The organism is Pseudomonas sp. Irchel 3A7 (genome assembly GCF_900187565.1).
GTDB lineage: Bacteria > Pseudomonadota > Gammaproteobacteria > Pseudomonadales > Pseudomonadaceae > Aquipseudomonas.
Genome location: NZ_FYED01000018.1, coordinates 89851 through 109298, shown reverse-complemented (window position 1 = coordinate 109298; position 19448 = coordinate 89851). Strand labels below are relative to the sequence as shown.

25 protein-coding genes are annotated in these 19448 nt (G+C 59.6%); 15 read left to right on the top strand and 10 right to left on the bottom strand.

The annotated features are described in order from the left end of the window. The first annotated feature begins 68 nt into the window (after window positions 1-68). The 4 genes from CKW21_RS26375 (at window position 69) to CKW21_RS26360 (ending at window position 2088) form a co-directional block, all read left to right on the top strand. Window positions 69-389 (top strand): YbjQ family protein, encoded by a 321-nt coding sequence (locus CKW21_RS26375; protein WP_095196796.1) that lies wholly within the window; start codon window positions 69-71, stop codon window positions 387-389. Window positions 390-535: 146 nt separating this feature from the next. Continuing rightward, window positions 536-724 carry a hypothetical protein gene (locus tag CKW21_RS26370; protein WP_095196795.1) on the top strand — a complete coding sequence of 63 codons (189 nt, stop codon included), beginning with the start codon at window positions 536-538 and terminating at the stop codon, window positions 722-724. 327 nt (window positions 725-1051) lie between these two features. Next, window positions 1052-1420 (top strand): hypothetical protein, encoded by a 369-nt coding sequence (locus CKW21_RS26365; RefSeq protein WP_034150136.1) that lies wholly within the window; start codon window positions 1052-1054, stop codon window positions 1418-1420. Between the two features lie 359 nt (window positions 1421-1779). Further along, window positions 1780-2088 carry a hypothetical protein gene (locus tag CKW21_RS26360; protein WP_095196794.1) on the top strand — a complete coding sequence of 103 codons (309 nt, stop codon included), beginning with the start codon at window positions 1780-1782 and terminating at the stop codon, window positions 2086-2088. Between the two features lie 18 nt (window positions 2089-2106). Here CKW21_RS26360 and greB read toward each other — a convergent pair whose 3' ends face one another. Genes greB through CKW21_RS26345 form a run of 3 tightly spaced genes read right to left on the bottom strand, consistent with a single transcriptional unit; the run spans window position 2107 to window position 5825 of the window. Beyond that, a complete protein-coding gene (greB, locus tag CKW21_RS26355) occupies window positions 2107-2604 on the bottom strand; it encodes a transcription elongation factor GreB (protein ID WP_095196793.1) in 498 nt (165 codons plus the stop codon). Between the two features lie 33 nt (window positions 2605-2637). Then, entirely contained in the window at window positions 2638-5142 is a 2505-nt protein-coding gene (locus tag CKW21_RS26350) for an ABC transporter permease (protein WP_095196792.1), read from the bottom strand. Continuing rightward, window positions 5142-5825: an ABC transporter ATP-binding protein gene (locus tag CKW21_RS26345; RefSeq protein WP_095196791.1), complete on the bottom strand. Its 684-nt coding sequence runs from the start codon at window positions 5823-5825 to the stop codon at window positions 5142-5144. The genes CKW21_RS26350 and CKW21_RS26345 overlap by 1 nt, the downstream gene beginning before the upstream one ends. Before the next feature lie 10 nt (window positions 5826-5835). On the opposite strand from CKW21_RS26345, the gene CKW21_RS26340 reads away from it, so the two are divergent. The 3 genes from CKW21_RS26340 to CKW21_RS26330 all read left to right on the top strand — a co-directional run bounded on the left by CKW21_RS26340 (window position 5836) and on the right by CKW21_RS26330 (window position 7889). Then, entirely contained in the window at window positions 5836-6441 is a 606-nt protein-coding gene (locus CKW21_RS26340) for an arylesterase (protein ID WP_095196790.1), read from the top strand. A 56-nt stretch (window positions 6442-6497) separates the two neighbouring features. Then, a complete protein-coding gene (locus CKW21_RS26335) occupies window positions 6498-6791 on the top strand; it encodes a hypothetical protein (protein WP_003226812.1) in 294 nt (97 codons plus the stop codon). Between the two features lie 126 nt (window positions 6792-6917). Beyond that, the gene (locus CKW21_RS26330; protein WP_095196789.1) at window positions 6918-7889 is read left to right on the top strand and encodes a L,D-transpeptidase family protein; all 972 of its coding nucleotides are present in this window, start codon (window positions 6918-6920) and stop codon (window positions 7887-7889) included. 122 nt (window positions 7890-8011) lie between these two features. Here CKW21_RS26330 and oprI read toward each other — a convergent pair whose 3' ends face one another. After that, a complete protein-coding gene (oprI, locus tag CKW21_RS26325; RefSeq protein ID WP_011335311.1) occupies window positions 8012-8263 on the bottom strand; it encodes an outer membrane lipoprotei OprI in 252 nt (83 codons plus the stop codon). Between the two features lie 640 nt (window positions 8264-8903). Here oprI and CKW21_RS26320 point away from each other — a divergent pair. Next, window positions 8904-9191, top strand: coding sequence for a GNAT family N-acetyltransferase (locus tag CKW21_RS26320; protein WP_008057026.1), 288 nt, complete (start codon window positions 8904-8906; stop codon window positions 9189-9191). 84 nt (window positions 9192-9275) lie between these two features. On the opposite strand, the gene CKW21_RS26315 is transcribed toward CKW21_RS26320, so the two are convergent. Continuing rightward, window positions 9276-10352, bottom strand: a complete 1077-nt coding sequence (locus CKW21_RS26315) for a 3-deoxy-7-phosphoheptulonate synthase (protein ID WP_095196788.1) — start codon at window positions 10350-10352, stop codon at window positions 9276-9278. Between the two features lie 169 nt (window positions 10353-10521). Next, window positions 10522-10965 carry a PilZ domain-containing protein gene (locus tag CKW21_RS26310; RefSeq protein WP_095196787.1) on the bottom strand — a complete coding sequence of 148 codons (444 nt, stop codon included), beginning with the start codon at window positions 10963-10965 and terminating at the stop codon, window positions 10522-10524. On the opposite strand from CKW21_RS26310, the gene CKW21_RS26305 reads away from it, so the two are divergent. From CKW21_RS26305 to cysB, 5 genes are all read left to right on the top strand, one after another. Then, window positions 10964-11350: a co-chaperone YbbN gene (locus CKW21_RS26305; RefSeq protein ID WP_095196786.1), complete on the top strand. Its 387-nt coding sequence runs from the start codon at window positions 10964-10966 to the stop codon at window positions 11348-11350. The two genes, CKW21_RS26310 and CKW21_RS26305, sit on opposite strands and share 2 nt — an antisense overlap. Further along, window positions 11347-12303: a putative 2-dehydropantoate 2-reductase gene (locus CKW21_RS26300; protein WP_095196785.1), complete on the top strand. Its 957-nt coding sequence runs from the start codon at window positions 11347-11349 to the stop codon at window positions 12301-12303. The genes CKW21_RS26305 and CKW21_RS26300 overlap by 4 nt, the downstream gene beginning before the upstream one ends. Before the next feature lie 26 nt (window positions 12304-12329). Beyond that, window positions 12330-13235 (top strand): 5'-nucleotidase, encoded by a 906-nt coding sequence (locus CKW21_RS26295; protein WP_095196784.1) that lies wholly within the window; start codon window positions 12330-12332, stop codon window positions 13233-13235. Between the two features lie 94 nt (window positions 13236-13329). Continuing rightward, a complete protein-coding gene (locus CKW21_RS26290) occupies window positions 13330-13833 on the top strand; it encodes a universal stress protein (RefSeq protein WP_095196783.1) in 504 nt (167 codons plus the stop codon). A 112-nt stretch (window positions 13834-13945) separates the two neighbouring features. Continuing rightward, complete coding sequence (cysB, locus tag CKW21_RS26285; protein WP_008057010.1) at window positions 13946-14920, top strand: HTH-type transcriptional regulator CysB; 975 nt, start codon at window positions 13946-13948, stop codon at window positions 14918-14920. 16 nt (window positions 14921-14936) lie between these two features. Here cysB and CKW21_RS26280 read toward each other — a convergent pair whose 3' ends face one another. Then, complete coding sequence (locus CKW21_RS26280) at window positions 14937-15419, bottom strand: transcription elongation factor GreAB (protein ID WP_095196782.1); 483 nt, start codon at window positions 15417-15419, stop codon at window positions 14937-14939. 2 nt (window positions 15420-15421) lie between these two features. Continuing rightward, window positions 15422-15832 (bottom strand): hypothetical protein, encoded by a 411-nt coding sequence (locus CKW21_RS26275; protein ID WP_095196781.1) that lies wholly within the window; start codon window positions 15830-15832, stop codon window positions 15422-15424. Between the two features lie 124 nt (window positions 15833-15956). Between CKW21_RS26275 and earP the strand changes: the two genes are divergently transcribed. Further along, entirely contained in the window at window positions 15957-17114 is a 1158-nt protein-coding gene (gene earP, locus CKW21_RS26270; protein ID WP_095196780.1) for an elongation factor P maturation arginine rhamnosyltransferase EarP, read from the top strand. Between the two features lie 48 nt (window positions 17115-17162). Next, window positions 17163-17732: an elongation factor P gene (locus CKW21_RS26265; protein WP_007955690.1), complete on the top strand. Its 570-nt coding sequence runs from the start codon at window positions 17163-17165 to the stop codon at window positions 17730-17732. Window positions 17733-17922: 190 nt separating this feature from the next. Here the strand turns inward: CKW21_RS26265 and CKW21_RS26260 are convergent, their stop codons facing one another. Then, window positions 17923-18936, bottom strand: coding sequence for an alpha/beta hydrolase (locus CKW21_RS26260; RefSeq protein ID WP_095196779.1), 1014 nt, complete (start codon window positions 18934-18936; stop codon window positions 17923-17925). 37 nt (window positions 18937-18973) lie between these two features. After that, the gene (locus CKW21_RS26255) at window positions 18974-19393 is read right to left on the bottom strand and encodes an organic hydroperoxide resistance protein (protein WP_027613448.1); all 420 of its coding nucleotides are present in this window, start codon (window positions 19391-19393) and stop codon (window positions 18974-18976) included. Between the last annotated feature and the right edge of the window lie 55 nt (window positions 19394-19448).

Sequence of the window (19448 nt, the reverse complement as noted above, 5' to 3'; positions counted from 1 at the left end):
GCGTTGATATGCGGAACTCTGCCGGCATGTGACGCGCTGCCTCACTTTCTGAACAACAAGGACCTCCCATGATCACCACCACGACCCACGCTATCGAAGGTCGACAAATCACCGCCTACCTGGACATTGTCAGCGCCGAGTCGGTACAGGGCATCAACGTCATCCGCGATATGTTCGCCGGGATGCGGGATTTTTTCGGTGGGCGTTCTCAGACGCTGGAGCAGGTGTTGAGGGAGGCGCGCATCCAGGCCACTGACGAGATCAAGGAGCGGGCGCGGGCACTTCAGGCAGATGCCGTGGTAGGGCTCGATTTCGAGATCAGCATGCCGGCCGGTAAAGGAGGAATGGTGGTGGTGTTTGTGACTGGAACGGCGGTCAAGCTGAGGTGATCGGGGTGGGGCCATTCGTCGGGCATCGGGTAATCTGAACTACAAGTCCAGTAATGACCGGCTAGTCTCAAAATCCTTGGTGGTCGATATTTTTTCGGCAATAGGGCTTGCCGGTGTCGACTCCGCTTTTGAAGAGGGGTGAAGAGATGACTGATCCGTACATCGAAGACGACGGAGCGGAATATCCGATCAACAATTACGTCAAGTGTGGACAGACTGCATACGTAGCCAGCTTCGGCGAAGACCAGACCGAGGTCGACAAAATCAAGACCAAGGCTTGCCGAGTGCTGAAAGGGAAGTTTCTCCCCAAGGTGGCGGCTCCGGCCAGAAAGTAATAAACCAGCAAGCGAACCCCGTCATTGAGCGGGGTTTTTTGTGCCCTGGCTTCAGCATTTGAAGATTCTGTGAACGAATATTTAACCTGGCTGGTTTTTCACAAAGTTTTCACAAGGTCCTACGTAGGCTCAACTCATCCGTTAGAAAGCAACACCCTGCCCGTTCCCCAGCGGGCTTTTTTTTGCCTGTCATAAAACCTTTTCCATAATTGCTGTCCAACCGTCGCCAACTCCGAGGTTGAGTGCGCGCATGTCTGGACTTTGTCTCCTCTAAAGCTTTCAATCTCGACCCTTTTGATTTTCATCCCTATTTTTGAGGTTTTTGTCATGCGTTTCACACTGCCTGCTTTGGTTCTGGGTCTTCTGGTCGCACAAGGTGCAATGGCTGGCGACGGCACTGCCGCCATCGGTGGCGGTTTGGGTGGCGCGCTGGGTAACGTCGTCGGTCAAAGCATGGGCGGCAGCACCGGGGCAGCGATTGGCGCGGGTGTAGCAGGCGCGGCGGGCAGTGCTGTTGCCGCCAAGAAAGGCCACCGCACCAGCGCTGCGATCGGCGGTGGCGTGGGCGCCGCTGGCGGTTCGGTGATCGGCAACAGCCTGGGCGGCAAGACCGGTTCCACCATCGGCGCAGGCCTGGGCGGCGCATTGGGCGGTGGTGTGGGCAGCAACCTGGCCAAAGGTCACAAGCGTCACTGATCCTGAGCGATCGATTGAAAGAGCCTGGCTCGATCAACCTGCTGGCCGGTTAAAGGAAATGCCCGTATCGCAAGATACGGGCATTTTTCTTATGTGCCATTTTCAGGATCCGGGGCAGATTGCGCTTTGACGCGGTCCGATTACGGAGTCTTTTTTGTTGTGCGTCATTCTTGACACTGTCCGGTCAGCTTCTCTAGGATGCTGCTCATGCGCCGATTTAAACAGCTACTTGCGGGGCGCCAGGTGACTCACTCAGTTGCCGATAGAAGCTTGAAACAGGCTTCGAAATACCGCTAAAGCGCTGGTTCGGTGTTGCCTCTCACCTGCCATGCAGACTTTTGAGGCAGAGACACGAAACGATGAATGCACTAAGCCCGGTTGTACGTCCCGCGCCGATCACGGCACATCTCACCCAGCGCAACCCAAAAATCCTGCTTGGCGGTAAACATCAGCCGACGCTCTTGCGCTACCTCGATGGCTGGCCGCGTCGCACCGGTGGTCCGGCAGCGTTCCTGATCCAGTTTGTCGAAGACGGGGAATCCCTGGCTCGATTTGCCAGCGACAGCTTTGATCTGGCGGTGATTCAGTCGCCCAGCGCTGAAGAGGCCCATGAAGTCATCAAACAATTGACCCGCGTTGCCCGACAAGGGCTGATTACCCGTCGCTGAGGCTCAGCGCGCTGCGGCTTATAAATACTCGATCGCCACGATGTACACGCACTGCTCACCGGTCGGTGTCTGGACCCGAACTTCGGCGTCCAGCGCCTTGCCGATCAGGGCGCGGGCCAGCGGCGAGTCGATGCTGATCAGGCCCTGTTTCAAATCCAGCTCATCCGGCCCGACGATGCGATAACGCGATTCCTTGCCATCTTCGTCTTCGATGGTGACCCAGGCGCCGAAATAGACTTTGTTCGGGTCGCTGGGCTTCTCGCTGACGACCTTGAGCGCTTCCAGGCGTTTGGTGAGAAAACGCACGCGGCTGTCGATCTCGCGCAGCATCTTTTTGCCGTAGGTGTATTCGGCGTTTTCCGAGCGATCGCCCTGTGCCGCGGCTTCGCTGACAGATTGCGTCACTTGCGGTCGCCGCACGTGCCAGAGTTCATGAAACTCGGCGCGCATCCGCGCTTCACCTTCGGGGGTGATCAGCGCGGTGCCGGCGGTGCGGGGAGGGCGATAACGGCTCATGGTGATTTCTTTGAGAGTGAGCGGCTGAGTTTATCAACCCTCACGCAGGACTGTCAGGGGGCTGGCGTTCAAGGCGCGGCGGGTGCCGAACACACCGGCGCCGCCGATCAGCACTGCACCGATCAGTGGCAGTACCAGCAGCCATGGATGCGGATGCCAGGGCAGGTCGAACGCATAGCGGTACAGCACCAGGCTCACGACTTCCGACCCCAGCGCGGCCAGCAAGCCGCTGACAGCACCGAGCAGGCCGAATTCGATCCGCCGCGCCTTGACCAGCAATTGCCGTTCCGAGCCCAGCGCCCGCAACAGCGCACCCTGACGGATGCGCTCATCCAGTGTCGCCTGCAAGCCGGAAAACAGCACGGCCAATCCCGCTGCCAATACAAACAACAGTACATATTCAACCGCCAGGGTGACCTGGGCCAGGATGCTGCGCAACTGCGCCAGCAGCGCTTCGACTTGCAGAATGGTGACCGCCGGAAAACTGCGGGACAGGTCGACGATCTGCTGATCATGACCCGCCGCCAGATAGAAGCTGGTCAGGTAGGTCGCCGGCAGGTCCTTCAAGGTGCCCGGCTGGAAGATCATGAAGAAGTTTGGCTGGAAGTTGTCCCAGTTGATCTCCCGCAGGCTGGTGACCTTCGCCTCGCGATTGGCCCCGCCGACGGTAAAGACCATGTGATCACCGAGCTTGAGCTTCAGACTTTCGGCGACCTTGCCTTCCACCGACACGCCGGGAGTTTCATCCGGTGGTTGCTCGGGCCACCAGTCGCCTGCTGTGATCTTGTTACCCGCTGGCAGGTCTGCTGCCCAGGTCAGGCTCAGGTCGCGCTGGATCGCCCGGTCACCGGCCGAATCCTTACTGACGATTTGCTGCACCGGTTCACCATTGATGCTGATCAGTCGTCCCGGCACGACCGGGTACAGCGGTGCCGATTGCGCCGACACCGAGATCAGGCGATCGGTGAATGCCTGCTTGTCCGCGGGCAGGATGTTCAGGGCGAAATAGTTGGGAGCGTTTTTCGGCAACTGGTTTTGCCAGGTATCCAGCAGCTCGCCCCGTAGCAATGCAATCAACGCCATCGACAGCAGGATCAGGCCGAACGCCAGGGCTTGCCCGGCGGCTGCCAGTGGGTGACGGAGCAATTGGCCAAGGCCGAGGCGCCACGGCAACGAGGCACGGGCGAGCATGCGCCGCAGGCTTTTCAATAGCAGCAACAGCAAGCCCCCCAGCACCAACGCTGCAATCACGCCGCCGCCGAGCAGGGCGAAGGTCAGCACCAGGTCCAGACTCAAGCGCCACATGATCAAGCCAAGGGCGCCCAGCGCTGCACCGTAAACCATCCAGGTGCTCGACGGAATCGGTAGCAGGTCGCGACGCAACACGCGCAACGGTGGCACCCGACCCAGCGCCGCCAGCGGCGGCAAGGCAAACCCTGCCAATGCCACCAGCCCGGTGCCGATCCCGGCGATGGCTGGGAGCAACCCGCCCGGCGGTACATCGGTCGGCAGCAAGTCATGCAGCAAGGCAAACAGCCCCAGCTGTGCCAGCCAGCCGATGACAGCGCCGCTGATGCTGGCAAGCAGGCCGAGCACCGTCAGCTGCAAACCGAACAGCACCATGGTTTCCCGACGCGACAATCCCAGGCAACGCAACAGTGCGCTGGCGTCGAACCGGCGCATGGCGAAACGCGTCGCCGACAGCGCCACTGCCACGCCGGCCAGCAACACCGCCACCAGACTGGCCATATTCAGATAACGTTCAGCCTTGCCCAGAGCCCCACCAATCTGCCGGTTGCCATCCCGGGCATCCTGGATGCGCTGATTGGCCGCGAGGCCGGGTTTGATCAGTTGGCGATAAGTTTCCAGTGCTTCGGGCTTGCCACGCCAGAGCTCGCGGTAACTGACCCGGCTGCCGGGTTGCACCACGCCAGTGGCGGCGAGGTCGGCGAGGTTGATCAAGACCCGTGGCGTCAGGCTGTAGAAGTTGCCGGCACGGTCGGGTTCGTAGGTCAGTACTCGCGCCAGCGTCAGGTTTTTCATGCCGACATCGATGCTGTCGCCGATCTTCAGGTCCAGCGCGGTCAACAGCCGCGCTTCGACCCAGGCCTCACCGGGTTTCGGACCGCCACCGGACTCTTGCGGGGCGAAAGGGGCAGGGGCGCTTTTCAGTTCGCCGCGCAGCGGGTAGACATCATCGGCAGCCTTGATGCTGGACAGCTGGATGCCACTGTCAGTGGCGATGACGCTGGAGAACTCCACCACCTGCGCGTGTTCCAGCCCCAGTTCGGTGCCGCTATTTATCTGTTCGGGTCGCGCCGGCGAGCTGCCTTCGAGCAGCAGGTCCGCACCGAGGAACTCGGTGGCACGCAACATCATCGCGCCGTTCAGGCGGGCGCCGAAGTAGCCGATGGCAGTGCTCGCCGCCACCGCCACCACCAGGGCGAAGAACAACACGCGCAACTCGCCGGCACGGGCGTCGCGCAGCAACTGGCGGATGGCGAGACTGAAGAGACGCAGCAGCGGCAGATGGGCCATCAAGCCTCCAGAGGGGCGACCAGCAGGCCGGCTTCAAGGCGGATCAGGCGCCGGCAGCGATGTGCCAGGCGTTCGTCGTGAGTCACCAGTACCAGGGTCGTGCCGCGCTCCTTGTTGAGTTCGAACAGCAGGTCACTGATGCGCTCGCCGGTGTGGCTGTCGAGGTTGCCGGTAGGTTCATCGGCGAACAGTACGTCGGGTTCGGCGGCAAACGCCCGGGCAATCGCCACGCGCTGCTGTTCACCGCCGGAGAGCTGGCGTGGCGAATGGGTCAGGCGCTTGCCCAGGCCGACCCGTTGCAACAGCTCGGTGGCGCGGTCGCGGGCATCTTTGCGGCCATCGAGTTCCAGCGGCAGCATGACGTTTTCCAGGGCGTTGAGGCTGTCGAGCAACTGGAAGGACTGAAACACAAAACCCACATGTTCTGCGCGGATGCGCGCGCGCTGGTCTTCGTCGAGGTTGCTCAAGCCTTGCCCGGCGAGGGTGACTTCACCGCTGCTCGGCAGGTCGAGGCCGGCGAGCAGCCCCAGCAGGGTGGATTTGCCGGAACCGGACGCGCCGACGATGGCCAGGCTATCGCCCTTGTTCAGTTCCAGGCTGAGTTGGTGCAGGATGGTCAGTTCACCTTCCGCGCTGGGAACCACTTTGCTAAGGTTCTTCGCGGTGAGAATGCTTGCGCCCATGGAGAATCCGATGCGTGTGTGGTTTTTGAGTGCTGGCCTGGCCTTGATGTGCATGGCCCAGAACGCAGCGGCGGGTACTGTCCTGATCGTTGGCGATAGTATCAGCGCCGGTTTCGGACTGGATACCCGGCAAGGGTGGGTGTCTTTGCTTGAGCAGCGGCTCAAGCGAGAAGGTTTTGACGATAAAGTGGTCAATGCGTCCATCAGCGGCGACACCAGTGCCGGAGGCCAGGCGCGGCTGCCGGCGCTGCTTGCAGAGCATAAGCCGGAGCTGGTCATCCTCGAGTTGGGCGGTAATGACGGACTGCGCGGATTGCTGCCCACGCAATTGCAACAAAACCTTGCGGCTATGATCGACAGCTCTCGCGCCAGCGGTGCCAAGGTGTTGTTGCTCGGCATGCAGTTGCCTCCCAATTATGGTGTGCGTTACACCAAGGCCTTCGCCGAGGCCTACAGCAATGTTGCCCAAGAGAAAAAAATCCCTCTGGTTCCGTTTTTCCTCGACGGCGTGGGCGGTCATCCCGACTTGATGCAGGCCGATGGCATACACCCGGCTGCGGGGGCCCAGGACAAGTTGCTGGAAAATGTCTGGCCTACGCTAAAACCGCTGTTATGACACTTTTCTAGGCGCGGGCTTTCGGCTAAGGTGGCGCCCCCGATTTGGAGCCCCCGATGCCGCGTCCCGCCTGGTCACTATTTGCCTACCAACTGATCGAGCCTGATGAACAGCTGGACCTGTTCGCCTGCCAGGAAGTGCGGGTGCATCTGGTGACTCGTCAGCTGGAGCTTGGCGGCTCAGCGGACCGGACCCTGTGCGGCAGTCTGTTGCCGGCGCAACCCCGCTGGTCGAGCGTCGATCGCCGGGTGTTCCAGGACCAGCGCCTGTGCTCATTGTGCCGGGCCATTCTGGAGTCGCAAAAGCGCGGTACCTCGCCGATCTGGCCGGAGCTGCGGTTCGAACTGTAGGAGTTGCAGCAGGCTGCGAACTTTTCCCTGCATGACGCGCTCTATCGGTGCAACTCCCCGAAATTACGGACGGCGGTGTACAATCCCGTTCTTATACCTCTGTCGATCATGCGAAGGATTTTCCGGATGTTGCCGCGTTTTCCTGCCGTCACCCGCTGCCTGTCCCTTGCCGCACTTTGTGTGGCAGGCCCCGTAGCAGCATTGGAGTTACCCCTGCCACCGCCTGGTGAAGACATCATCGGCCAGGTGCAAGTGATCAAGGCCAAGTACGAAGATACCTTCGCCGACCTTGGCACCGCCTACGACCTGGGCTACTCGGAAATGGTCGCGGCCAACCCGGGCGTCGATCCATGGTTGCCGGGCGCGGGCACCGAAATCGTGCTGCCGACCCGCTTCATCCTGCCGCCAGGCCCACGTGAAGGCATCGTCATCAACCTGGCCGAGTACCGCCTCTACTACTACCCGAAAGGCCGGAACGTGGTGTACACCTTCCCGTTGGGTATCGGTCGTGAAGGCTGGGGCTCGCCCATTGCCCACACCAGCATCATCGCCAAGACGCCGAACCCGACCTGGACCCCTCCAGCGTCGATCAAGGCCGAACACGCCGCCGACGGTGACCCACTGCCCAACGTCGTGCCGGCAGGCCCGGATAACCCGCTGGGGCCTTTCAAATTCACGCTGGGCACCCCTGGCTACCTGATCCACGGTTCGAACAAGAAGTTCGGCATCGGGATGCGCACCAGCCACGGTTGCTTCCGCATGTTCAACAACAACGTGCTGGAAATGGCCGGCATGGTGCCGGTAGGCACGTCGGTGCGCATCATCAACGATTCGTACAAGTTCGGCGTGAGTGGCGGCAAGGTTTACCTGGAAGCGCACACGCCGCTGGACGACAAGGGCAACCCGTCGGTGGTCGACAAGCACACGGCGGTGATCAACGCGATGCTCAAGCGTGAGGACATCACCAACAACCTGCGCATGAACTGGGACGTGGTACGTGACGTCGTCGCGGCTGAAGACGGACTGCCGGTGGAAATCGGCGTGCCCAGCAGCAACACCCCGATGGTGACCAGCGCGCCACTCGATCCGCTGCAGTAATCCTTGAAAAGAACCCGCCGATGCTTGAAGTGTCGGCGGGTTTTTTCATGCCCGCACGAAACGCGGGCAATAAAAAAGCCGACCCAAAAATGGGTCGGCTTGATAACAATCCCGAAGGACTATTACTTGCGGCTAGCTTTTTCCAGCATGCGCAGTGCACGCTCGTTAGCTTCGTCAGCAGTCTGTTGTGCTTTTTGAGCAGCAGCCAGAGCTTCATCAGCTTTACGGTAAGCTTCGTCTGCACGAGCTTGGGCGCGAGCTGCTGCGTCTTCAGTAGCAGTCAGACGTGCTTCGGTTTCTTTCGATGCGCTGCTGCAACCGGTAGCCAGAACTGCGGCCAGAGCCAGAGCAGAGAATTTCAGAACGTTGTTCATCGTGTTCCCCTTCAAGGACTTTCTATTAAGTGGCTGTCTCCTCCGATTGAGGAAATAGCCGGCGTACATACTACCCATTACTTGTCGTAAGTAAACTGACGTAAAGCAAGAAGCAAAAAAAATTGTAGGCGTTGATTCTTTTTCGAGCAACTTTTAACTGCACTGTTTAAAAAATATCCAGCTGGGAGGCCCGAGATGAGCGAGCCGGCGAGGAAAAGTTCCCCGCGCCTAGAGCTCTTTTTGCGGTCTTGGCTAAAGTCTGTCTAGATGGATTCGTCTACACTTTTGTTCGGATTTTGCGCGACGCCTCTCATATCTTTCTCTATGTTCTGGTGACTTTAACAACGGGCGTTCGTCTCAAGTCTCAACATCCGGCAATGTTCAGGCTGACGCCCCCGGGGAGCCCCTTGGGCGAGCCGTTCCTGCGTGACCCGGAGCAGCACCCCCGCCAACGAGCATGATGACGAGCGTACCTTGAGCATTTCTGCCAATGGTGCCTACTATTTGTACGTGCTCGGTTGCGCGAGATCGGTGTAGCTCTTCTCGGTGTCCATTCAGGCACGGGGTGGCGTAGTTGTTCCTTCGCCGGAAAAACATCGGTAAGGTAGGGGTCGGAATTCAAGACCCGCGAGGAGTAGTGATGAGCGAGGCGTTGTCCATCCACCATGACCAGGCTGGTCATCAGTTCGAGACCAATGTGGACGGTCATCGTGCCTACCTGACCTATATGGATCTGGGAAAACAGACCCTGGATATCTACCGCACGTTCGTGCCTAACGCATTGCGTGGTCGTGGCATTGCCGCGGCACTGACCGAGAAGGCGCTGGAATACGCCGAGGAAATGGGCTACACGGTCATTCCATCGTGCTCCTACGTCGAGCGCTACATGGAGCGTCACCAGCGGCATGCGGCCAAGCTGAGCCAGTGATCTTCAGCTAAACGAACACATAAAAAAACGCCGGGCAGTGCCCGGCGTTTTTTTGTCTGCGCTTTTATCTGCATCGAGCGTCGATCAGGTGCGATCGCGTTTAGGCAGCACATCCTTGAGCTTGGCATGCATGCTGCGCAAGGTGTTCTCGGTAGCGGTCCAGTCGATGCAGGCATCGGTGATCGACACGCCGTATTGCAGGTCGGCAAGGTCTTTCGGAATGGCCTGGCAGCCCCAGTTCAAATGGCTTTCGACCATCAGGCCGATGATCGACTGGTTGCCTTCGAGGATCTGGTTGGCGACGTTCTCCATCACCAGCGGTTGCAGGGCCGGGTCCTTGTTGGAGTTGGCGTGGCTGCAATCGACCATGATGTTCGGCTTGATCTTCGCTTTGTTCAGCGCTTGTTCGCACAGGGCGACGCTGACCGAATCGTAGTTCGGCTTGCCATTGCCACCGCGCAACACGACGTGGCCGTAGGCGTTGCCCTTGGTGGTCACGATCGACACGCCACCTTCCTGGTTGATGCCCAGGAAACGGTGCGGGCTGGAAACCGATTGCAGGGCGTTGATCGCCACGGTCAGGCCGCCGTCGGTGCCGTTCTTGAAGCCGACTGCCGAGGACAGGCCGGAAGCCATTTCACGGTGGGTCTGGGACTCGGTGGTACGCGCGCCGATGGCCGACCAGCTGATCAGGTCCTGCAGATACTGCGGGGAGATCGGGTCCAGGGCTTCAGTGGCGGTCGGCAGGCCCATTTCGGCCAGGTCCAGCAGCAACTGACGACCGATGTGCAGACCGTCCTGGATCTTGAACGAGTCGTCCAGGTAGGGGTCGTTGATCAAACCTTTCCAGCCGACGGTGGTACGTGGCTTTTCGAAATACACGCGCATCACCAGATACAAGGTATCGGAGACTTCCGCGGCGAGCACTTTCAGGCGCTCGGCGTATTCATGGGCCGCCTTGATGTCGTGGATCGAGCAAGGCCCGATGACCACGAACAGACGATGGTCGGTGCCATCAAGAATGTTGCGAATGACTTCACGGCCCTTGGTGACGGTGCGCAGGGCGGCGTCGCTCAGGGGGATGTCACGCTTGAGCTGATCGGGGGTGATCAGCGTCTCGTTGGAGGCGACGTTTAGGTCGTTGATCGGTAAATCAGCCATCGTTTACTCGTCAGGTCACGGGTGCCGGCCGCCAGCGAACCCGCGCGGCGGAGCACAGCAAATTAAGCGCGTCGGGGACCCGAACCTTAGCGCGTTACACCGTGGCTCGACAATGGGCAGGCGCGGCTTTAGCGGGCATTCTCCAGGAATTCCCGCCTGTGAAAGCACGTTAATCCTGCATTGATTGTGCAAATGCCCGGTGGACCCTGTCGTGAGAGAACTCATCGGCATGTTCCTGGACCCACTCCAGCGCCAGCGCCTGTACTTCCTGAAGGTCATTGTGGGCATCGTGCTGGCGGCAATAACGTTCGATCTGGCACACCTGCTCGCCCATCCGGGCACTGAACAGCGTCTGTTCGTCGAGAAAGGCAATGCCCACCAGATAGCCGTGCTTGCGTCGCAAGCACCAGGCTACATAGCCCAGAATGCGCAAATCGGGATTGAGGGTCGGCATGCGCACTTCAAGCGCTGTACCGTAACGCCACGCGCGGTGATAGTTGCAAGCCATGCCGCCAAGGCTGCTAGTGTGCATCTGATGCCGCGAAATACACTCGGGTTTGAATAACGTTAATTCGACGGGCACATCGTCAGGATGAGGAATAAAACGTCCCATGAACACGGACTCCATGTGTCGGCCATCTGACATTGTTTCCCCCAGTATAGTGGTCGAATTGCAGCTGACCGATTTCGACGCCGACCAACGGCTACTGACGATGAACGGTGTGTCGCTGGTTGTTTTCACCAGTGTCGGCTGCTCCAGTTGCCGTTTTGCCCGTGAGCAATTACCGACAATCGATCTGGCCGTCGATCGGCTGTGCTGGATCGACGCCGGGAACAATGGAGGGGTGGTCGAGCGATATCAGGTCTTTCATTTGCCGGCGCTGTTTGTGGTGCGCGACGGTGAATTCTTTGGGGTATTGCATTCGCGCCTGACCGGTACCGAGCTCAATCGGGCAATACGTCAGGCGTTGAGTCGAACAGCAGAGGAGTTGCCATGATGGGGGCAGTTGCCAAGCCGACGGTCGGTATTATCGGGACCGGTGCAATCGGCGGTTTCTATGGAGTGATGCTGGCGCGGGCCGGCTTCGATGTGCATTTTCTGTTGCGCAGCGAGTTTTCCGCGGTGGCCGAGCGCGGGCTGCAACTTGACAGCGCCGTGCACGGCGCGCTGACGCTGAACCCGGTGCAGGCTTATGCGGCGGCTGAAGACATGCCGCCCTGTGACTGGTTGCTGGTGGGGGCGAAAACCACCAGCAACGCAGACCTGGCCCCGGCCATCCTTCAGGCCGCAGCGCCAAATGCCAAGGTGCTGCTTTTGCAAAATGGCCTGGACGTCGAAGACAGCCTGCGTGAGTTGTTGCCCGATTCGCTGCATGTGCTGGGCGGGCTCTGCTATATCTGCGTCCATCGCGAGGGTCCCGGCGTCGTCACCCACCAGGCGCTCGGTGCGGTGCACGTTGGCTACCACAGTGGTCCGGCCGCCGAGGGGGCGGCGCGCGCCGCCATCGTCGAGGAAGGCGTCGGGCTGTTCCGTACCGCCGGCATCGACTCCCAGGCCATGGCGAACTTGCACCAGGCGCGCTGGCAAAAGCTGGTCTGGAATATCCCTTACAACGGACTGTCGGTGTTGCTGGGGGCCAGCACCACGCCGTTGATGGCCGATGCCGATAGCCGTGAGCTGATCAAGGCGCTGATGGCCGAAGTGGTCCAGGGGGCAATCGCTTGCGGTCATGAGGTTCCGGCGGGGTACGCCGAGCATTTGTTCATGGTGACCGAGAAAATGCCCGACTACTGGCCGAGCATGTACCACGATTTTCTGCACAAGCGACCGCTGGAGCTGGACGCCATTTACGGCCGGCCACTGGCGGCGGCAAAGGCAGCGGGATGCGAATTACCGAGGATCGAGGCCTTGTATCGCAGTCTGGGATTTATCGATCGACGCAATCGCTGAGTCGATCAACCTGAGGGGGCAAGGGCATGGCGAAGACTATCGACGACAAACTGGTGCTGGCGATTTCGTCGAGTGCACTGTTCGACCTGAGCGAAAGCCACAAGGTCTACCTGTCGAGTGGTGTTGAAGCCTACCGGCAGTATCAGATCGAGCACGAAGACGAAATCCTCGAACCCGGGGACGCCTTTGCGTTGGTGCAGAAACTGCTCAACCTCAATGCCAGCCTCGGCCGCGCCCGGGTCGAGGTGGTCCTGGTGTCGCGTAACAGCGCCGACACCGGCCTGCGGGTGTTCAACTCAATCAATCACCATGGATTGGCAATTTCCCGCGCGGCGTTCGTCGGCGGACGCAGTCCTTATCCCTATCTCAAGGCCTTTGGCTGTGACCTGTTTCTTTCCACCCATACCGAAGATGTGCGCAGTGCCCTGGACGCGGGCTTTGCCGCGGCGACCATTCTGTCGGGAGGCGCGAGTCGTGCTGCCAGCGATGAATTGCGCATTGCTTTCGACGGCGATGCGGTGCTGTTTTCCGACGAATCCGAGCGCGTTTATCAGGCCTGTGGCCTGGAGGCGTTTCAGGCCAACGAACGCGAAGCCGCCCGCGAGCCCTTGCGAGGTGGACCGTTCAAAGGTTTTCTCGCGGCGCTGAACCTGTTGCAGCGCGAGTTCCCGGATGGCGCCTGCCCGATCCGCACGGCACTGGTGACGGCCCGTTCGGCACCGGCCCACGAGCGGGTGATCCGCACCTTGCGCGAATGGGACATCCGGCTGGATGAATCGCTGTTCCTCGGTGGCTTGACCAAGTCGGCGTTTCTCGAAGCCTTCGCCGCCGATGTGTTTTTCGATGATCAGGCCGGTCACTGCGAGTTGGCCCGGGAAGTCGTCGCTACCGGTCATGTGCCGCATGGCATAAGCAACGAGCAAAAGGTTTAAGCCCGCCGATCAACGTGTTGCGCCGGACGTCGTACTTCTCAAGGCACTGCTAAGCTGAATCAATCTCCGCCATGTTGGCAATCGAGGAGGTCATATGATTCGCTCGATGCTCTATGCCACTGACCTCGGCCTGTATGCACCTTTGGTGATGCAGCATGCCTTGGCATTGGCCCGGACATTCAATGCCGACTTGTACGTGGTGCATGCGGTGGAACCGATGGGACTGTTCGCCGAATCGGTGCTTCAGAGTTATCTCGATGAGCAGGCGCTGAACGAGTTTCACAGCCAGGGGCTGAACACGGTCATCGCCAATATCGAGCAGCGGGTACTCGACAGTTTTCGTGAGGAGCTGGGGGACGAGGGTGAGCAGGATCTGGAGCGGATTCAGGCGGTGCGGGTGCTGCAGGGTGATCCGTCGCAGGTGATTCTCGACCAGGCGCAGAAACTCTCTGTGGATTTGCTGATCGTAGGTAGTCATAGCCATGGTGCTGGTGCGGAAACGCCGTTGGGCCGGACCGCAGCGCGTGTGTTGCAACTGTCAAAGGTGCCGGTTTACCTGGTGCCGCTGGTGCAACGTCGTCGCCAAGGGGATCGCTAGAACACGAATAGTGGGAAACTGATAAAAAGTTCTAGATTTATTCTTCAAACCATTAATATAGTTATATACCGTCGCTGATGCCCGTGGCGTCTATCTGCTTTGAGGGATTCATATGAAGCTTCAACAATTGCGCTACATCTGGGAAGTGGCGCACCACGACCTCAACGTTTCCGCTACCGCCCAAAGCCTTTACACCTCGCAACCGGGCATCAGTAAACAGATCCGCCTGCTGGAAGACGAACTGGGCGTCGAGGTCTTCGCCCGCAGCGGCAAGCACCTGACCCGCGTCACCCCGGCCGGCGAGCGCATCATTACCACCGCCGGCGAGATCTTGCGCAAGGTCGAAAGCATCAAGCAGATCGCCCAGGAATTCTCCAACGAGAAGAAAGGCACCCTGTCGATTGCCACCACCCATACCCAGGCGCGTTATGCGTTGCCGCCGGTGATCAGCAATTTCATCAAGCAGTACCCGGACGTTGCCCTGCACATGCACCAGGGGTCACCGATGCAGATCGCCGAAATGGCCGCTGACGGCACAGTGGATTTCGCCATCGCCACCGAAGCGCTGGAGCTGTTCGGCGATCTGGTGATGATGCCGTGCTATCGCTGGAACCGCTGCGTGGTCGTCCCTCAGGGACACCCACTGACCAAGCTGTCGAAGCTGACCCTCGAAGCACTGGCCGAGTACCCGATCGTGACTTATGTGTTCGGTTTCACCGGCCGTTCGAAACTCGACGAAGCCTTCAGTCACCGTGGCCTGACGCCCAAAGTGGTGTTCACCGCCGCCGACGCCGACGTGATCAAGACGTATGTTCGCCTGGGCCTGGGTGTAGGGATCGTGGCGAAGATGGCGGTCGACACCAAGCTCGATAACGACCTGGTGGTGCTTGATGCCAGCGAGCTGTTCGAATCCAGCGTGACCAAGATCGGTTTCCGTCGCGGCACCTTCCTGCGTGGCTTCATGTGCGACTTCATCGAAAAGTTCGCCCCGCACCTGACCCGCGAAGTCATGGCCAAGGCTATCCAATGCCACAACAAACAGGAACTGGAAGAGCTGTTCGACGGCGTCGAACTGCCGGTTCACTGATCAGCCCGAAAGCGGCCTAGACCACCTCGGTGACAGCGAACTGTTGCCGAGTGCCCGCCACCAGAATCTCCACATCATCGCCTTCGAACTTGCCCAGCAGGCCTTTGCCCAGCGGTGAGCGCGGGGTGATGACGGTAATGGTTTGCCCCACCAGGTCGACCTTCAGGCCCGCCGCATCCGGCGCCAGGAACAACCATTGTTCGCGGCCCTTTTCGTCTTCCAGGCCCAGCAGCGCGCCGACTTCAATGCCACGCTGCTCGTCATAAGGACGCAGGATCAGGTTTTGGCAAAGCGCCAGTGACTGCCGGATTTCTTCGACCCGTCTGGCCTGCCCGGCAGCCAGGTAGGACGCCTCCAGACCCAGCGTGTCGTACTTGTTTTCAGCAATGTTCTCTTCGTGGGTCGCAGTTTCGTAAGCGGTTTGCGCAGCGCGTTCGGCGATGTCGAGGTCAATGCGCAGCTTGTCGAGAATCAACTGGTGGATGCTTTGTTTGTTCATGATCAATCGCAGAATTGCAGGACGTTGGCGCGGCTTTTTTCGCTCGGTGCCGTCTGGTCTTGTTGCAGCCAGAACTGGCATTTTGCGTTCGACAGATTGCGGTTGCTGCTGCGCGCCTGATCGAGCCGTTGCGCCTGCTCGTTCTTGCGCAGGTTCTCTTCATACTGTTCGAACAGCGGGCTTTGGGGAGGAATATCCGGCACCGGTTGCGTCACCACGGGAGGTTTGGCGAGCTGTTCTACCGCCGCCGCGACGGGGGCGAGTTGCTCGTTGAAGAACAACCGGGCAACGAGCCAGCAGGTCAGCGCGATGGCAAGGAAACCGAGCCACAAACCCAGGGCAATGCTGCCGGTCAGTTGCAGGGCATTAAGCTGAATCGGCAACGGGCGGCGCGGATTGGGGCGGTAGGGCATGGCTGCCTCCTGGCGGTGGGTCACGGGGTAGTGGCGATTGTCGCACGAAGATTAATCGTCGTCGGCTCTTCTGCACGGGGTAATTTATGCGGACAATCGCTGCCTTTGCCAACGGGAGCCTGGAATGCCTGAACTGCCTCAAATGAAAAAAAACAGGCGCTGGGATATTTTTTGCACCGTGGTCGACAACTTTGGCGACATCGGCGTGACCTGGCGTCTGGCCCGGCAACTGGTTGCCGAACATGGGGTGGCGGTGCGTTTGTGGGTCGATGACCTGCGTGCCTTCGAGCGAATGTGCCCGGACATCGACATCCATACCTCGCAGCAATGGCAGCAGGGTGTCGAGGTGCGTCACTGGGCGGCCGACTGGCAGCCTGTCGAAGCCGCGGATGTGGTGATCGCCGCGTTCGCCTGCCAATTGCCGAGCGCCTACATGGAGGCCATGGCCGAGCGGGAAAAAACACCGCTGTGGATGAATCTCGATTACCTGAGCGCCGAGGACTGGGTGGTCGGCTGCCACGGCTTGCCCTCGGTGAAGTACAAACACGTACAGAAATTCTTCTTCTTCCCGGGGTTTCGGAAAGGCACGGGGGGCTTGTTGCGTGAAAGCGGATTGCTGGAACGGCGTCGGACGTTTCAACAAAGTCCGGAAAAGCGGAGTGAGTTCCTGCAAGGATTGGGGATAAATCCTGCTCCGAACGCGCAACTTATCTCGCTGTTTGCCTACGAAAATGCCGGGCTGGCGAGTTGGCTGGACGCGCTGGCGGACGATCCGACGCCTGTTCACTTGTTGGTCCCGGAAGGGCGGATCCTCGGCGATGTCGAGCGTTGGCTCGGCGTAGATGGACTGAAGGCGGGTGCGTTACACCTGCGCGATGCCTTGACCGTGCAGGTATTGCCGTTCGTCCGACAGGACCAGTACGACCAGTTGCTATGGAGCTGTGATTTCAATGCCGTGCGCGGCGAGGACTCGTTTGTTCGTGCCCAGTGGGCCGGCCGGCCATTGCTTTGGCACATCTATCAGCAGGAGGAAGACGTCCATCTCGACAAGCTTGAAGCCTTCCTGACGCTCTATGTGAAAGACCTTTCGGCGCCTGCACGCGAGGCGATCAGTGGTCTCTGGCGGGCGTGGAACGCTGGTGAGAAAATGACCGACCACTGGCAATCGACCCGCAAACACTGGCCGGAGCTGCAAAAACACGCCGAGACGTGGTGTCTGGAACAGGCCTCACAAGCCGATCTCGCCGCAGCGCTGGTACAGTTTTATGTAAATTGGATATGATACGCGGCCTAGATTTTTGTAAATCCCATCCAAATTCGGATATTCGCAATGAAAACTGGTAAAGAACTCAAACCCGGTACCGTGATCCGTATCGACAACGATCCTTGGCTGGTTCAGAAAGCTGAATTCACCAAGTCCGGTCGTAACAGCGCGATCATGAAGACCAAACTGAAGAACCTGCTGACCGGCTACAAGACCGAAACCGTTTACGGTGCGGACGACAAGCTGGATGACGTGATCCTGGACCGCAAAGAAGCGACCCTGTCCTTCATCAGCGGTGACTCCTACACGTTCATGGACACCACCGACTACACCATGTACGAGCTGAACGCCGAAGACATCGAAAGCGTTCTGCCGTTCGTTGAAGAAGGCATGACCGACGTTTGCGAAGCCGTGTTCTTCGAAGGCCGTCTGGTTTCCGTAGAACTGCCGACCACCATCGTGCGTCAGGTTGACTACACCGAAGGTTCCGCTCGCGGCGACACTTCCGGCAAGGTGATGAAGCCTGCCAAACTGAAGAACGGTACCGAGCTGTCGGTTGCTGACTTCATCGAAATCGGCGACATGATCGAGATCGATACCCGCGAAGGCGGTTCCTACAAAGGCCGTGCCAAATAAGCACTGCTTGAGGAATGAAAAAGCCCGACCATTGAGTCGGGCTTTTTTGTGCCTGTCTGAATCTACGATGAACCCTTGTGGGAGCGAGCCTGCTCCGGGCGGCGTTCCGACGAAAGCGGTGTGTCAGGCAACGATGATGTGTTTGGCAAACCGCTTCGCGAGCAGGCTCGCTCCCACAGGGGGTATTGCGTTACTTCTTCAAGTGTTGCTTGAGCTCTTCAGAGGCCTGCAACATCGCCGAACGCACCGCCGGCACCTGACTCACCACATTGAGCAAGCCGTAGTCGTGGATCATGCCGTTGTAGCGAACCGAGGTCACCGGCACACCGGCTTCGTCGAGTTTGCGGGCGTAGGCTTCGCCTTCATCGCGCAGTACGTCAGCGCCGGCTGTCTGCACCAACGCCGGTGGCAAGCCCTTGAGTTGCGCAGGGGTTGCCCGCAATGGCGAGGCGTAGATCTCGTTACGCTGCTTGGCGTCGGTGGTGTAGTTGTCCCAGAACCACTTCATCATGTTGCGGGTAAGGAAGTGGCCCTCGGCATACTGGTTATAGGAACCGGTGTCGAAGTTGGCATCGGTCACCGGCCACAGCAGCACCTGGAATTTGATGGCCGGTGTGCCTTTGTCTTTGGCCATCAGCGCGACCACAGCTGCCATGTTGCCGCCGACGCTGTTGCCGGCCACCGCCAGGCGCTTGCCATCGACGTTGATCTCTTTGCCGTGCTCGGCCACCCATTTGGTCGCGGCGTAAGCCTGGTTGATCGCTACCGGGTAATGCGCTTCCGGCGATGGCGTGTAGTTGACGAAAACCGCCGCCGCACCTGAGCCCACCACCAGGTCCCGAACCAGCCGCTCGTGGGTCGGGAAGTCTCCCAGTACCCAGCCGCCACCGTGGAAGAACATGAACACCGGCAGCTCGCCTTTGACCCCGGCCGGCCGGACGATGGTCAGGCTCAGCGGTTGGCCGTCGACCTGGATGGTCTTCTCGCTGACATCGGCTTTTGGCAGTGTCAGTTTCACCCCGGATTGCGCACCCACCAGCACGGCGCGGGCCTCCTTGGGCGTCATCTGTTCCATCGGTTTGCCGGTGCCGGCGTTGAGCACATCGAGAAACGCCTGGGTGTTGTGCTCAACGTCGCCGGCAAATGCGCTGTGGACAGACAGGGCGAGGAGGGTACCGGTCAAGACTTTGCTGAAAGTGTTCATGTTCATTTCCTGTTCGGGCCTGAGTCGATAACTGAAGTTAGACGGTCACGTGCAGACGTACATCGACGTTGCCACGGGTGGCGTTGGAGTACGGGCAGACCTGGTGGGCTGCATCGACCAGTGTTTGCGCATCGGCTTGTTCAAGACCCGGCAGGCTGATGTGCAGGTCGATGTCCAGACCGAAGCCGCCAGGGATCTGGCCGATACCGACATGGGCGGTGATCGAGGCGTCGTCCGGGATTTTGCGTTTGGTCTGGCTGGCGACGAACTTCAGTGCACCGATGAAGCAGGCGGAATAGCCGGCGGCGAACAGTTGCTCAGGGTTGGTCGCCGCGCCGCCAGCACCGCCGAGTTCTTTCGGGGTGGCGAGTTTGACGTCGAGAATGTTGTCACTGGAAATCGCACGACCGTCACGGCCACCGGTGGAAGTTGCGATTGCGGTGTAGAGAGTTTGCATGGTGAAAGCCTCGTTCGGGGTTTGTTTTTTTGCGCTAAATGTTTGCGCGCTAAGT

Excerpts from the sequence above, each read along its gene's own strand:
- earP (WP_095196780.1), top strand. The coding sequence starts at position 15,957 with ATGCCTGAACTGCCTCAAATGAAAAAAAACAGGCGCTGGGATATTTTT.
- CKW21_RS26310 (WP_095196787.1), bottom strand. The coding sequence starts at position 10,965 with ATGGGACGTTTTATTCCTCATCCTGACGATGTGCCCGTCGAATTAACG.
- CKW21_RS26265 (WP_007955690.1), top strand. The coding sequence starts at position 17,163 with ATGAAAACTGGTAAAGAACTCAAACCCGGTACCGTGATCCGTATCGAC.
- greB (WP_095196793.1), bottom strand. The coding sequence starts at position 2,604 with ATGAGCCGTTATCGCCCTCCCCGCACCGCCGGCACCGCGCTGATCACC.
- CKW21_RS26295 (WP_095196784.1), top strand. The coding sequence starts at position 12,330 with ATGGCGAAGACTATCGACGACAAACTGGTGCTGGCGATTTCGTCGAGT.
- CKW21_RS26255 (WP_027613448.1), bottom strand. The coding sequence starts at position 19,393 with ATGCAAACTCTCTACACCGCAATCGCAACTTCCACCGGTGGCCGTGAC.
- CKW21_RS26345 (WP_095196791.1), bottom strand. The coding sequence starts at position 5,825 with ATGGGCGCAAGCATTCTCACCGCGAAGAACCTTAGCAAAGTGGTTCCC.
- CKW21_RS26260 (WP_095196779.1), bottom strand. The coding sequence starts at position 18,936 with ATGAACACTTTCAGCAAAGTCTTGACCGGTACCCTCCTCGCCCTGTCT.
- CKW21_RS26375 (WP_095196796.1), top strand. The coding sequence starts at position 69 with ATGATCACCACCACGACCCACGCTATCGAAGGTCGACAAATCACCGCC.
- CKW21_RS26330 (WP_095196789.1), top strand. The coding sequence starts at position 6,918 with ATGTTGCCGCGTTTTCCTGCCGTCACCCGCTGCCTGTCCCTTGCCGCA.
- CKW21_RS26280 (WP_095196782.1), bottom strand. The coding sequence starts at position 15,419 with ATGAACAAACAAAGCATCCACCAGTTGATTCTCGACAAGCTGCGCATT.
- CKW21_RS26300 (WP_095196785.1), top strand. The coding sequence starts at position 11,347 with ATGATGGGGGCAGTTGCCAAGCCGACGGTCGGTATTATCGGGACCGGT.
- CKW21_RS26370 (WP_095196795.1), top strand. The coding sequence starts at position 536 with ATGACTGATCCGTACATCGAAGACGACGGAGCGGAATATCCGATCAAC.
- cysB (WP_008057010.1), top strand. The coding sequence starts at position 13,946 with ATGAAGCTTCAACAATTGCGCTACATCTGGGAAGTGGCGCACCACGAC.
- CKW21_RS26350 (WP_095196792.1), bottom strand. The coding sequence starts at position 5,142 with ATGGCCCATCTGCCGCTGCTGCGTCTCTTCAGTCTCGCCATCCGCCAG.
- oprI (WP_011335311.1), bottom strand. The coding sequence starts at position 8,263 with ATGAACAACGTTCTGAAATTCTCTGCTCTGGCTCTGGCCGCAGTTCTG.
- CKW21_RS26275 (WP_095196781.1), bottom strand. The coding sequence starts at position 15,832 with ATGCCCTACCGCCCCAATCCGCGCCGCCCGTTGCCGATTCAGCTTAAT.
- CKW21_RS26335 (WP_003226812.1), top strand. The coding sequence starts at position 6,498 with ATGCCGCGTCCCGCCTGGTCACTATTTGCCTACCAACTGATCGAGCCT.
- CKW21_RS26360 (WP_095196794.1), top strand. The coding sequence starts at position 1,780 with ATGAATGCACTAAGCCCGGTTGTACGTCCCGCGCCGATCACGGCACAT.
- CKW21_RS26340 (WP_095196790.1), top strand. The coding sequence starts at position 5,836 with ATGCGTGTGTGGTTTTTGAGTGCTGGCCTGGCCTTGATGTGCATGGCC.
- CKW21_RS26290 (WP_095196783.1), top strand. The coding sequence starts at position 13,330 with ATGATTCGCTCGATGCTCTATGCCACTGACCTCGGCCTGTATGCACCT.
- CKW21_RS26305 (WP_095196786.1), top strand. The coding sequence starts at position 10,964 with ATGAACACGGACTCCATGTGTCGGCCATCTGACATTGTTTCCCCCAGT.
- CKW21_RS26315 (WP_095196788.1), bottom strand. The coding sequence starts at position 10,352 with ATGGCTGATTTACCGATCAACGACCTAAACGTCGCCTCCAACGAGACG.
- CKW21_RS26320 (WP_008057026.1), top strand. The coding sequence starts at position 8,904 with ATGAGCGAGGCGTTGTCCATCCACCATGACCAGGCTGGTCATCAGTTC.
- CKW21_RS26365 (WP_034150136.1), top strand. The coding sequence starts at position 1,052 with ATGCGTTTCACACTGCCTGCTTTGGTTCTGGGTCTTCTGGTCGCACAA.